The sequence below is a fragment of the Planctomycetia bacterium genome (genome assembly GCA_015075745.1).
GTDB lineage: Bacteria > Planctomycetota > Phycisphaerae > UBA1845 > UTPLA1 > UTPLA1.
In genome coordinates, this window is record JABTTW010000001.1 from 1,643,848 (window position 1) to 1,656,191 (window position 12,344).

At 61.0% G+C, this 12,344-nt stretch carries 9 protein-coding genes; 6 read left to right on the top strand and 3 right to left on the bottom strand.

Annotated elements, in window-relative coordinates; genetic code table 11:
* Positions 1 to 127 precede the first annotated feature (127 nt).
* Positions 128 to 1,180: a PEP-CTERM sorting domain-containing protein gene (locus HS101_06460; protein MBE7505914.1), complete on the top strand. Its 1,053-nt coding sequence runs from the start codon at positions 128 to 130 to the stop codon at positions 1,178 to 1,180.
* 5 nt (positions 1,181 to 1,185) lie between these two features.
* On the opposite strand, the gene HS101_06465 is transcribed toward HS101_06460, so the two are convergent.
* From HS101_06465 to asnB, 3 genes are all read right to left on the bottom strand, one after another.
* A complete protein-coding gene (locus HS101_06465; GenBank protein ID MBE7505915.1) occupies positions 1,186 to 1,788 on the bottom strand; it encodes a zinc ribbon domain-containing protein in 603 nt (200 codons plus the stop codon).
* 228 nt (positions 1,789 to 2,016) lie between these two features.
* Positions 2,017 to 2,346 carry a DMT family protein gene (locus HS101_06470; GenBank protein ID MBE7505916.1) on the bottom strand — a complete coding sequence of 110 codons (330 nt, stop codon included), beginning with the start codon at positions 2,344 to 2,346 and terminating at the stop codon, positions 2,017 to 2,019.
* Between the two features lie 71 nt (positions 2,347 to 2,417).
* On the bottom strand, positions 2,418 to 4,298 hold the full coding sequence (gene asnB / locus HS101_06475) for an asparagine synthase (glutamine-hydrolyzing) (protein ID MBE7505917.1): 1,881 nt from the start codon (positions 4,296 to 4,298) through the stop codon (positions 2,418 to 2,420).
* Between the two features lie 203 nt (positions 4,299 to 4,501).
* On the opposite strand from asnB, the gene HS101_06480 reads away from it, so the two are divergent.
* From HS101_06480 to HS101_06500, 5 genes are all read left to right on the top strand, one after another.
* Positions 4,502 to 5,929 carry a family 20 glycosylhydrolase gene (locus HS101_06480; GenBank protein ID MBE7505918.1) on the top strand — a complete coding sequence of 476 codons (1,428 nt, stop codon included), beginning with the start codon at positions 4,502 to 4,504 and terminating at the stop codon, positions 5,927 to 5,929.
* Positions 5,930 to 5,969: 40 nt separating this feature from the next.
* Complete coding sequence (solA, locus tag HS101_06485; GenBank protein ID MBE7505919.1) at positions 5,970 to 7,100, top strand: N-methyl-L-tryptophan oxidase; 1,131 nt, start codon at positions 5,970 to 5,972, stop codon at positions 7,098 to 7,100.
* Positions 7,101 to 7,181: 81 nt separating this feature from the next.
* Entirely contained in the window at positions 7,182 to 8,462 is a 1,281-nt protein-coding gene (locus HS101_06490; GenBank protein ID MBE7505920.1) for an AMP-binding protein, read from the top strand.
* A 44-nt stretch (positions 8,463 to 8,506) separates the two neighbouring features.
* Positions 8,507 to 10,795 carry a PQQ-binding-like beta-propeller repeat protein gene (locus tag HS101_06495; protein MBE7505921.1) on the top strand — a complete coding sequence of 763 codons (2,289 nt, stop codon included), beginning with the start codon at positions 8,507 to 8,509 and terminating at the stop codon, positions 10,793 to 10,795.
* Entirely contained in the window at positions 10,788 to 12,326 is a 1,539-nt protein-coding gene (locus HS101_06500; GenBank protein MBE7505922.1) for a PQQ-binding-like beta-propeller repeat protein, read from the top strand. The genes HS101_06495 and HS101_06500 overlap by 8 nt, the downstream gene beginning before the upstream one ends.
* Positions 12,327 to 12,344 lie beyond the last annotated feature (18 nt).

Genomic DNA, 12,344 nt, shown 5'->3' on the forward strand with positions numbered 1-12,344 from the left:
CTCGCCTCTGGAGCGTTCGCGCTCCTCATCCGCCTTGGTCGTCTATTTTTCTGACGAATCCGCTTCATGCATGTGTCCACTTCGGAACTTGATGTTGTGAAACCAATCTACAAAGGAGATTAGAGTCATGAGTAAGTTCAATTCCGCCATCCTCATCGCCGCATGGCTGGTCTTTCCTGGTCTTGTGCAAGCATCCATTGTCCCTTCGGTCGTTATCCAAGAGTCGATTCTCTCGCCGGGCAACGCGGTGCAGATGCGCTATTCGCATCAATACGGGCTACTGTTTCTTCGGAATTCCGCGAGCGCGATCCACGTGCTTGATGTCAATACCGGCGTGCCGATAGACCTTCATCTTGCCAATGAGAGGTTTACCGACATTGATATCAGCCCGGATGGTCGCTACCTGTTCGCGGCAGATTTCGGCGGCGAGCAGACGGGATATGGAAATCCCCTTCGGCCAAGTTACGTTCAGCGGTATGACATGGTGACAAGGACGTGGGAGTCGCGTACAGCTCCGCGAATCGCCTATCGGATAGAGGCCGTCAGTTCTGATCGTGTACTGCTGCTGGAGTCGGACCAATGGGTGGATGTAACACTGAACCAGTGGAACAGCAGTTCCATGACAGAACTAAGCCGAAGGGCGGCCGATTACTATGGAGACATGGAATACCATCCAGCTACCGGACGAATGCTCCATGGCAATTCCGGCAGCTCATCCCGGGAGATCAACGCGTTTCGTATTGTCAGCAACAGCATCATCAGTGCGGAATCGAGCGGGACCTATGGCAGTGCGCAAAACGGCGGCGGCACGTCGGTTCTCTCTACCGACGGCCAGCGATTTTATTACGGTCGGCTTCAGGTAGAGGCGCTGGACGTAACGAACAACATCCGGATGTTTCCCGAGGCCATTTACAGCGCGACCGGAGAAGTCGCATTCGGGCAGAATAACTACTTTTCCGCAGTGACCGGCATGAATCTCGGAACGCTCGGGTATTCAGCGACTGCTCTTGCGCCGAGTGATGATGGTCGGCATCTTTGGGTATTCCGACAGTCCGACAACACGCTGAATCGCTACCTCATTGTCCCAGAGCCGTCTTCGCTGTTGATCTTATGTTTTGGTGCATTGGCTGTGACGAATCGTCGGAGAGGGCGAATGATCGTACACAAGGCCGGGCAATAAGAGGACTAATCAAGCAGCTTCCAAAGCCCATAGAGAGCCAATGCCCAGAACCACCACTTGAAGCCGGCACCTTTCTTCTCCAGGGAAGGCGCGGGCGGCGGGTGGGCGGGGGTCGGCGTTGCCGGCGGAATGGCCCAGTCGGGCACTTTGCGTGAGAACGACGTGAAGCCGTCGAACGGGTAGGGACGGCGGAAGCGATCGATCAGCGACTCCATCACGTCGAAGCGGGCCGAATCCCATCGCTTGTCGTCGGCGACGGTGAGGGCAGGCCCGATTTTCTTCCGCAGGTCCTCGGGGATTTCTTCGAGCGTGGCGTACTCCTTCGGTTCGCCGTCGCCTTCGATGACGACGAAGCGCTTTTTCTCGCCCGCGCCGGTGCGGAGAATGCGGATGCCCTTCGTCTCGGTAGCGGAGGCCTCCACTTCGATGATCGAGTCGGCGATCGTCTTGTCGAGGATCTTTCGTGCGGAGTCGAGGGCGGACTTTTTCGCCGAGGCGGAGTCCGCCGTGTCGGAGGCCGCGGCCGGTCGCTGTGCCGGCGCGCCGCACTGACCGCAGAAGCGGTAGTGATCGGGATTGGGGTCGCTGCATTTCCAGCAATAGACCATCCGGGCGAATCCTCTGGCGGCGGCAGCGTTTCATGCCGCTTACTAACGTGCGCGGCTCGGATTGATGCGCGGAGCGCGGCGCAGTCCTCGGCGATCGGAGGATTCATCGACCGGCGAATCGTGCACGTTGAAAGCAAAGCGCCAATGCGGATCGATGGATGATCGGACGTTCTGGGGGTCCGAGAGCACGCCGGACGGTGGAAGCGCAGGCGACGTATTCTCGCCCCCCTACCACTTCTTGAAGACGAAGAACCCGGCGGCGGCAATGAAGGCGAAGCCGACGAGGTAGTTCCACTTGAGCGGCTCCTTGAGCCATAGGACGGAGAAGCCGCAGAAGATGATCAGCGTGATGATTTCCTGAATGGTCTTGAGCTGTGCGGCGGAGAATTGCTTATGTCCCCAGCGGTTGGCGGGCACCTGCAGGCAATACTCGAAGAAGGCGATGCCCCAACTGATGGCGATGACGCGCCACATGTCGACGTGCTTATATCGAAGGTGGCCGTACCAGGCGATGGTCATGAAGAGATTGGAGAGGGTCAGGAGCAGAATGGTTTGCATACAGGTTTCCCGTGTTGAAACGATAACCCCTTGCTGACGCGCGGGGCTCTGATCACTGAGTGAGGCTCCGATCAGAGCGACATTCGGGCCCATTGTTCGAGGAAGAGGACGGCCCAAAGCTGACTGCCAAAGTCGATCCAGGGGCGTCGCTGGGCGCGGAGCATCCACTGCACGCCGCGCGGGTCGAAGATGCCGTTTGATACCAGGGCTCCTCCGTTTAGCAGCTCCGCCGTCTGATCGAGCAGGCCGCGCTTGAGCCAGCGGCGGATGGGGATGCGAAAGCCCATCTTGGGGCGATAGAGCAGTTGGTGCGGGACGTAGCGCTCGGCGACTTTCTTGAGCAGGTACTTGCGCGTGTCGCCGCGAATCTTGAGATTCGTCGAAAGCGATGCGGCGAATTCGGTGATGGTGTGATCCAGCAGCGGCACGCGGCACTCCAGGCTGCAGGCCATGCTGGTGCGATCGACCTTGGTGAGGATGTCATCCGGCAGGTACATCCGCAGGTCGACGTATTGCGCCGTCTCAACGGCAGGCCAGCCGCGCTCGATGCCGATTCGGCGATGGGCGTCAAAGATGTCTTCATCCGTGGGCGCAGGCTGATAGGCATCCGTCAGCAGGCGATTCATCAGCCACGGGCTGCAAAGCACCTGATGCTCCTCGTGCTGGCGAAGCGGGGTGTGCGAGGCGTTTCGAAAGCGCTTGAGGAACTTGGCCTCAGGGCTAAAGAGCGCGCCGGAAGAAGCAACGACGGCGCGATTGCGCAGGCGTCGGAGTCGCCCGCCCTCCTGCACCGCGTCGAGGACTTCCTGATAGCGGCCATAACCCGCGAAGGTCTCGTCGCCGCCGTCGCCGGTGAGGGCGACCTTGACATGCTTCGACGCGACCTGACAGACACGATAGCAGGCGAGGGCGGATGAATCGGCGAAGGGCTCGTCAAACTGGCGAACGAGCAGCTCCACGGCGTGCATCGGATCGAGACTGACGTGCTCTTCGTAATGCTCGGTGTTGTACTTCTGGGCGAGGGTCCGGGCATAGGGAAGCTGGTCGAAGCCGGCCTCCTCGAAGCCGACGCTGAAGGTCTTGATGCGCTTGCCGGAGACGATGGAGGCGAGGGCGACGACGAGCGACGAATCGACACCGCCGGATAGCAGCGCGCCGACTTCGACGTCGGACTCCATGTGGCTCTCGACGGCGGCGCGGAGTTTGGCGTCGAGCAGGTCTATCGCCTCGCGCTCGTCGGTGAGCTTGTGGCCGGAGTAGTCGAGCTGCCAGTAGGGTTCGATCTTGACGTCGAGCTTGCCTGCGGAGGGGTTTCGATCTGCGACGAGGAGGTGTCCCGGCGGGAGCTTGTAGATGTTCTCGAAGATCGTCAGCGGCGCAGGGACGTATTTCCAGCGGAGGTATTCGCGCAGGGCGCGGCGGCAGATCGCTGACTTGTCCGGCAGCATTGCGCGAATGGCCTTGAGCTCGGAGGCGAAGATGAGGCGGCGGCCGTCGAGGTAGTAATAGAGCGGCTTGATGCCGTTGCGATCGCGTGCGAGAGTCAATTTGTCGCCGTCGAGAATGGCGATGGCGAACATGCCGGAAAGCTGCTCGACGAAGCGGCGCGGGTCTTCCTCGTAGAGATGCAGCGCGGTCTCGCCATCGCAATGCGTACGGAACTGGTGGCTGCGGTCGAGCAGTTCCTTACGCAGTGCACGGAAGTTGTAGATTTCTCCGTTGTAGACGAGGTGGATGCGGTCGGACTCGTTGGAAATGGGCTGGTGACCGCCGGCGAGGTCGATGATGCTCAGGCGACGGTGGCCGAAGAAGGCGCGGCGGTCGGGGGCGATCATGCTGCCGCGGTCGTCGGGCCCACGATGGGCGATGGTGTCGATGGCGCGGTCGAGAATGGCGGGATCATTGAGTTCCGCGAAGGGTTCGATTGAGATGCCGCCGAGGATGCCGCACATGGTGGAGACTGATCCTTTGTCACCGGTTGACGACGGTGGCGAGGCATCGTAATTCGGCACGGCGGTGTTGAGTAGGTCAGTGGTCGCGAGAGCGCCGGCGGCAAACTGCCGGTGGCATCCGGCTAGAGTCGGCGATTGAGACGGAGTAACAAGCTTTGGGCGACAGGCCGCGTCTGATCATACCTGCACCGCGTCATCAGTTCATGAAGCAGTTGGACAGGCCCTGGCCGTCCAGGTTTCAGGTGGAAGTGCAGGCCAATGTTTCCGATTCACTGGTGAAGCGGTTTGCGGAGGCACCGAGCGGATCCGGGCCAGAATTTCCCCTGCTGCTCACGAACGATTGCGAGCCAATTGCCCTGAATGGCTACATGCTCTGCCTGGAACCTGGGCGTGTAATCTGTGCCGCCGCTTCGGAGGCTGGGCTGCGCTACGGACTTCAATCCCTAAGACAACTGGCGACAGAGCCCAATATGCCAATGGGCGCTGTCGATGATGCCCCCGCCATGCGTGTTCGCGGGTTTCATTTAAACTTCGAGAGCTATCGACGGATGGATATGGACGCGGCGCTGCGGCTGGTCGATGCGGCGGCGCGGTTTAAGTTGAACTCGCTGCTCGTCGAGTATGGCCCTCGATTTCCATTCTCCGATCAGCCGCAGATGCGCGACGGATTGACGCTCTCGCCGGAAGAGATCGCCCGACTAACCAGTGCGGCGGCCGGGGAGGGCATTGAGGTCATCCCGCTCCAGCAGTCGCTCGCACACCTCGAGTATCTGCTCAAGCACGATTGCTTTGCACACCTGCGCGAGCGCGACGGGCGGGTGAACATGCTGTGCCCGACGCATGAGGAGAGCCTGCCGCTGATTAAGTCGCTGATGTCGGAAGTCATGGCGCTGCATCCAGCGTCAAGGTGGTTTCACCTCGGCGGGGACGAGGCGCGGAAGATCGGCGAATGTCCGCGATGTCGGCCGCTGGTGAAGAAGGAAGGCGTCGGCCCGGTGTACGGACGGTTCATGGGCGAATTGGCGCGGTGGGTTCTTGCGCAAGGCAAACGCCCGATCGTCTGGGACGACACCTTCTCCGCACACCCGGACGCGCTGAACCATCTTCCGAAGGAAACGATCATTCAGTATTGGGATTACATCGTGGTGGATGACCCGACACCGGTTCTGATTCCGCGGATGTCGCACGCCCAATACGGCGGGCCGCGCGTTTGTCACGACTGGTCGTGGATCGTGCCGGGCAGAACGAAAAAACTGTCCGACGTACAACGCGGTGTGATGCGGAATTACTCGAAGGCGGCGCGTTTGAAGTCGGCGCTGGGCAGGGCCTACATGGCGGAGTTCGGGAAATATCTCGGGGACGATTTCCCCGGGCTCATTCGGGCATTGCCGTATGTCGAGTATTACCAGGATCGCGGGTTTGACGTCATCACGAGCCCGACGGGGATGGGCAATGGGGATATGAAAGACGGCACGCCGAATTTCGCCCGATTCGAGCGGAACATTTCGACGCACGGGCGCCGCGCGAAGGAAAACGGCAAGACTCTCGGGGTGATTACGACCGCCTGGTACGACATGCCGCCCGAGATTCTACACCAGCCGCTGGTTCAAACGGCGATGAGCACCTGGTGAGGGGCTTGCCTGCGGGCGCGCGGGCGGTTGCAATTCAGTCGTGACGGAAAACTACGATGTCATCGTTCTCGGCGTCGGCGCGATGGGCAGCGCGGCGTGTTATCAACTGGCCCGGCGCGGCATTCGTGCGATCGGCATCGAGCAATTCCACCTCGCCCACGACATGGGCAGCTCCCACGGGCGGACGCGCGTTATTCGTAAAGCGTACTTCGAGGACGAGCGGTATGTCCCGCTGCTACAGGCGACCTACGACGAGTGGCGGGAGATTGAGGCTGCGTCCGAAGAGAAGCTCATGCACCTGGTCGGCTGTTTGAACGTCGGGCCGGCCGATCACGAGAGCATTCGCGGGGCGCGGCACAGCGCGGAGAAACACAAGCTGTCGTTTGAGGTGCTCGACAAATCGGAGATGGCCGGGCGATGGCCGGGGCTCGATCCGTCCGAGCGCGACGTGGGGATATTTGAGCAGGAGGCGGGTTACCTGCTGCCGGAGCAATCGACTCTCGCGATGGCCCGGCTGGCCGAATCGAAAGGCTGCCGGATCGTCGCGGATCAGCACGTGCTGGAGTGGTCGGCGAACGACTCGGGTGTCACCGTTAAGACACAGCGAGGCGCCTATTCGGCCGCAAAGCTCATCATCACCGCCGGACCCTGGCTGCCGGGTATCGTCGCCGATCTGGGAATCCCGCTGCGCGTGGAGCGGCAGGTGCAGTTGTGGTTCAGCCCGATAAAGCCCGAGCTGTTCACGCCCGATCGGTTTCCGGCATTCATCCACTTCGTCGCCAATCGGGGATACTACGGAATTCCCAGCGCCAGTCCGCCATGGATCAAGGTGGCGCGGCATCACGGCGGCGTCATCACAACGGCGAACGACGTAGATCGGCGCATATTGCCCTCCGATGAGGCGGATGCGCGATGGTATATGCAGCGGCATCTTCGCGGCGCAGACGGCCCGCGCATGGATGGAAAGGTCTGCCTGTACACGAACACGGCGGACGACCATTTCATCATTGATCGCCACCCTCGGCACGCGAATGTGCTGATCGCGGGCGGATTCTCGGGACACGGCTTCAAATTCGCCCCGGTTGTAGGGCGGGTCTTAAGTGACATGGCGACGGATCAGAAGCCGGCGCTGCCGATCGAGATGTTCGCACTCGCCCGGCTGCGGCCGTGAAACTATAATGCGGGTCTCGTTTGAAAAGAGGAGTGTGGAACGTCGACCCGGCCCCGCGCGCCGCGACGGATTCGTCAACCCATGACCTATTTCATCAGCGACGAGGAGACACTGGACCGCGATGGAATTGCGGCGCTACAGCGTCGCAAGCTGACGGCGATGCTGCGCGAGGTGCTGACCCGAAACGCCTTCTATCGCGCCAAGCTGGGAAATCGCCCCGCCGAGGAAGTGGCCGAGGGCTTTTCGGCGCTGCCGCTGACAACGCGATCTGAAATTCAGCAGGATCAAAGAGATCATCCGCCCTTCGGTACAAATCTGACCTTTCCTATCGAGTGCTATACTCGATTACATCAAACGTCCGCCACCAGCGGAGAGCCGCTGCGCATGGTCGACCGGCCCGAAGACTGGACCTGGTGGAAGAAGTGCTGGGGCACCATCTATCGCGCGGCAAGCGTGACGAAGGCGGACCGGTTCGTTTTTCCATTTTCGTTTGGGCCGTTCATTGGTTTTTGGGCGGCGTTTGAGAGCGCGGTCGAACATGGAAACCTGTGTCTGCCCGCCGGAGGGATGACGACCACCGCGCGTTTGAGGTTTCTGATTGAGAACGAAGTGACGATGATCTGCTGCACGCCGACCTACGCGTTGCGAATGGCGGAAGTGGCGAAAGACGAGGGAATCGACATCGCGGCATCGGCGGTTCGCGGACTCATCGTGGCCGGTGAGCCGGGCGGAAGCGTTCCCGCGACACGCAGGGCCATTGAGACAGCATGGGGCGCGAGGGTATACGACCACACCGGATTGACGGAGGTCGGGCCGTTCGGTTTTGAATGTGAAGAGAAGCCGGGCGGAATGCACTTGATGGAAAGCGAGTTCATCATCGAGGTGATTGATCCGAAATCGCAGCAATCGACGCCGGACGGCGAGCCGGGTGAACTCGTCGTGACTCACCTCGGTCGATGGGGCATGCCGCTGATCCGCTACCGAACCGGCGATCTGGTTCGATTAAGCCGCGGTAAGTGCGCGTGCGGGCGGCATTTCGCGAGGGTTGATGAAGGCATCCTTGGGCGCATCGACGAGATGTTTTTCATTCGCGGCAATAACGTGTATCCTTCGCAGATCGACGACATCGTGCGGGGCATCGGCGGCGTCGCCGAGTATCGTTTGGAAGTGGATGCTCGCGGGGCCATGACGCAATTGAACATCGAGATCGAGCCGACCCTTGAAGGTGACGGCAGCCTTGCGCGGCGGCTGGAATCGGCGGTGCAGAACCGGTTGCACTTCAAGCCTGTCGTCAGTCTGGCCCGGCCTGGCTCATTGCCGCGGTTTGAGATGAAGGCCAGGCGACTGACGAAACTGACCTAGCGGCCGGCGCCGGAAGCCGAGCGATTTCGCGGGAGAGAGATAACATGCGACAGATAGCGACACGCGCGTCGATTTTGCGAGAGCGAACCACCATCGCCGTCGTCCTGGCGATGGCCACGACCCTGGGCGGCGCCGCGACGGCGTCGGCATCGGACTGGTTTGGCTGGCGGGGCCCGGAGCAGGCCGGGTTTGCCCGGGAGAAGGCCGTCGTCACCCAATGGGAGATTGACGGTGAAAATCAGCTATGGAAGTCGGACATCGGCGGCCGCAGCACGCCGATCCTGATGAATGGTCGCCTCTACGCCATCGCCCCTGCGGGCGAGGACAAGTGCGTCGGCGAGCAGGTCGTGTGCCTCGACGCCGACACCGGCAAGACCATCTGGGCCCACCGCTTCAACGTCTATCTTTCCGACATCGTCGAGAATCGCATCGCCTGGTCGTCGGTCGTCGCCGATCCTGAGACGGGCAATATCTACGCCTACGGCACCGGCGGAGAGTTCATGTGCCTGAGCGGCAAGGACGGCACACTCATCTGGAAGGAAGCGCTGGGCGAGAACTTCGGGCGCTTCAGCGGCTACGGCGGCCGTGTTCATACGCCGATCATCGACGAAGACAAGGCGATCATCAGCATTGAGTACCTCCTCGCGGGATGGGACACCGGTCCGAACAAGGCCGGCCACCGCTTCCTCGCCTTCGACAAGAAGACCGGCGAACTGATCTGGTCATCCCTGCCGGGTGAAAAGCCCCTCGACACTACTTATGCGACGCCGGTGGTCACGGTCATCAACGGCGTTCGGCTTCTCATCACGCCCTGCGCAGACGGCAACGTGTACGGCATCAAGGTCCGCACCGGTGAGCGCATCTGGCAATATCGCCTGGCAAAGCGAGGACTCAATACTTCGCCCGTTGTCGATGGCAAGTTCGTCTATGTCACGCAGAGCGAGGAGAACCTGAACATTACGGACATGGGGGCGATCGTCTGCCTCGACGGCTCGTTGACCGGCGATATCACCGACAAGGGTGAAATCTGGCGCATCAACGGCATCACGGCAGGGTACGCGTCGCCCGCCCTGGCCAATGGACGGCTCTACGTCGTCGATAACTCCGCCGAGATGCACTGCTTCGACGCGAAGACCGGCAAGAAGTTCTGGGAATATCGCGTCGGCCGGGCCATGAAGGGTTCGCCGGTGGTCACCACTGACGGCGTTATCTACATCGGCGAGGTGAACGGCATCTTCAAGATACTCAAAGACGCCGGCGACAAGTGCGTCGAGCTTGACACCAAGCACTTTGAACGCGAGGACAGGGCCGTCGTCGAGATCAACGGCGCCCCGATCGTCTCTGACGGCCGGGTCTATTTCATGACGCGTTACGGCACCTACTGTCTCGGCAAGAAGGGCGACACAACGAAGGCCGAACCGGCGCCGTCCATGGCAGCCGAGGCGCCTGCTCAGAAGGACAAGCCTGCGTCGTTGCTGGTCGTCCCTGCTGAAGTAACTGTCGCACCGGGCGAGCGCGTGGCATTTCAAACCCGCGTCTTCGACTCGAACGGCGTGCAGATCGATGGCAAGCCGGTGACCTGGGCCGTCGAGCGCGTCAGCGGTAATGTGGACAAGAGCGGCAACTTTACGGCGGCGACTGACAACGTGTTCTCCTCCGGCGTCGTCACGGCGCAGCTCGGCGGCATCAAGGCGAGCGGCCGCATTCGTATCTCGCCGCGCCTGCCGATCCACGAGAGCTTCGACAAGATGAAGGCCGGGGGCCTGCCGGCCGGCTGGATCGGGCTCGATGTGAAGAGCGCGCTGGCGGACGTGGATGGCAACATTGTTCTGCAAAAGCTGGCCAAGAGTCCGTCGGCGCCGTACATGCGGCTGGAGGCCTTCAGCGGCCCGCCGATTCCCGCCGGCTACACCGTTCAGGCAGATATGCTGGCCAAGGCAAAGCGCGGCCGGCGCGTCACGCTGCCGGACATGGGACTGATCAACGCGAGATATCAACTCGTCTTCCAGGGACAGCTCCACGAACTGGAGATCGGTCGATGGAAGGACGAGCCGATCCACAGCCTGAAGAAACAGGTCCACTATGAAATGACGCCGGGCATCTGGTACACCATGAAGATGCGCAGCGACTTGTCGGGCGGCAAGGCGACCATCCGCGGCAAGGTCTGGCCGCGAGACGAGAAGGAGCCTGACGCGTGGACGATTGAGCTGGAAGACGACTGCCCCAACACCGAAGGGGCGCCCGGCATCAATGGATTCTCCAACGGAACAACGGTGAAAAAGGAGGGGGCGGGGATCCTCTTTGACAATTATCAGGTATTCATCAATGAATAATCGCGATTATTCGGGAAGGCGACGGAAGATGAACAAGATCGTGAACTTCGGGTCCATATCCGTATTGGCAGTCGCGCTGGTTCTTTCTGTCTGCTCAGTCGGCCGGGCAGAGTCGCCCAAACCGAAAAAGGGCGACTGGCTGATGTGGGGCGGCACGCCGGATCGGAACATGGTCTCCGACGAGACAGGGATTCCGGCGAAATGGGATGTGAAGAAGGGCGACAACATTCTGTGGGTCGCAGGGCTGGGTTCGCAGACTTATGGGAACCCGGTGATCGCCGACGGGCGCATCTTCGTCGGCACCAACAACGGCGGCACGCTGCGGCCGAACATCACGGGCGACAAGGGCGTCGTCGTCTGCGTGGACCAGAAGACCGGCAAGATGCTCTGGCAGGCCACGCATAACAAGCTGCCCACCGGGCGCGTCAACGACTGGCCGGAGCAGGGCATTTGCTCTTCGCCCGCCGTTGAGGGCAATCGCCTTTACTACGTCAGCAATCAGTGTCAGCTTGTTTGCGCCGACGTCGAGGGCTTTCTGGATGGCGAGAACGACGGCCCCTACAAGGACGAGCAGTACAAGGACAAGCAGGACGCCGATTTCATCTGGGTTCTGGACATGTTCGAAGACCTGGAAGTTTTTCCGCATAACCTGGCCACGTGTTCGCCGGTGATCGGTGGCGATCTGGTCTTCGTGTCCACTTCCAACGGCGTCGATGAAGGCCATCTGAACATCCCGGCGCCCGATGCCCCTTCGTTCATCGCCGTCAACAAGAACACCGGCGAACTTGTCTGGGAGCGCAAGGACCCCGGCACTCATATTCTGCACGGTCAGTGGTCGAACCCGGCCTACGCGGTCATCAAGGGCGCGCCCCAGGTGATCTTCGCGGGCGGTGACGGCTGGTGCTATTCATTTGAACCGAAAACGGGCGAGCTCATCTGGAAGTTCGACCTGAACCCGAAGGACTCGGTCTGGCAGCTCGGCGGCCGGGGAACGCGCAACAACATCATCGCCACGCCGGTGATTCATGACGACAGCGTCTTTCTCTGCGTCGGTCAGGATCCGGAACACGGCGAGGGCGTCGGCCACCTTTATCGCATCGACGCGACCAAGAAGGGCGATGTCACCGAATCAGGCAGAATGTGGCACTTCGGCGGCGAGGACTTCAAGCGATCGATGTCTACCTGCGCGGTGAAAGACGGTCTCGTTTATGCCGCCGACCTGTCGGGCTTCCTGCATTGCCTCGACGCGAAGACCGGCAAGCCGTATTGGGTGCATGACACCTTCGCGGCCATCTGGGGTTCTCCGTTTGTCGTCGATGGCAAGGTCATGCTCGGCACCGAGGACGGCGAAGTGCTGGTCTTCGAGCATGGCAAGAAGAAAAAGCTGATCGCCACGAACAATCTGGAGAACTCGGTCTATACCAGCCCCGTCGCGTCGCACGGCGTCTTGTACGTGACTAATCGCAAGGCACTGTTCGCGATCAAGGAAGGCGCCAAGTCGTCGCCGGAGAAGGCGACGGCAGCCAAGTAGGCGGCGAAACACGATCGC

Bases quoted from the DNA above. Each gene is read 5' to 3' on its own strand.
- HS101_06470 (MBE7505916.1), bottom strand. From the start codon at position 2,346: ATGCAAACCATTCTGCTCCTGACCCTCTCCAATCTCTTCATGACCATC.
- HS101_06465 (MBE7505915.1), bottom strand. From the start codon at position 1,788: ATGGTCTATTGCTGGAAATGCAGCGACCCCAATCCCGATCACTACCGC.
- HS101_06480 (MBE7505918.1), top strand. From the start codon at position 4,502: ATGAAGCAGTTGGACAGGCCCTGGCCGTCCAGGTTTCAGGTGGAAGTG.
- HS101_06490 (MBE7505920.1), top strand. From the start codon at position 7,182: ATGACCTATTTCATCAGCGACGAGGAGACACTGGACCGCGATGGAATT.
- asnB (MBE7505917.1), bottom strand. From the start codon at position 4,298: ATGTGCGGCATCCTCGGCGGCATCTCAATCGAACCCTTCGCGGAACTC.
- HS101_06460 (MBE7505914.1), top strand. From the start codon at position 128: ATGAGTAAGTTCAATTCCGCCATCCTCATCGCCGCATGGCTGGTCTTT.
- HS101_06500 (MBE7505922.1), top strand. From the start codon at position 10,788: ATGAATAATCGCGATTATTCGGGAAGGCGACGGAAGATGAACAAGATC.
- HS101_06495 (MBE7505921.1), top strand. From the start codon at position 8,507: ATGCGACAGATAGCGACACGCGCGTCGATTTTGCGAGAGCGAACCACC.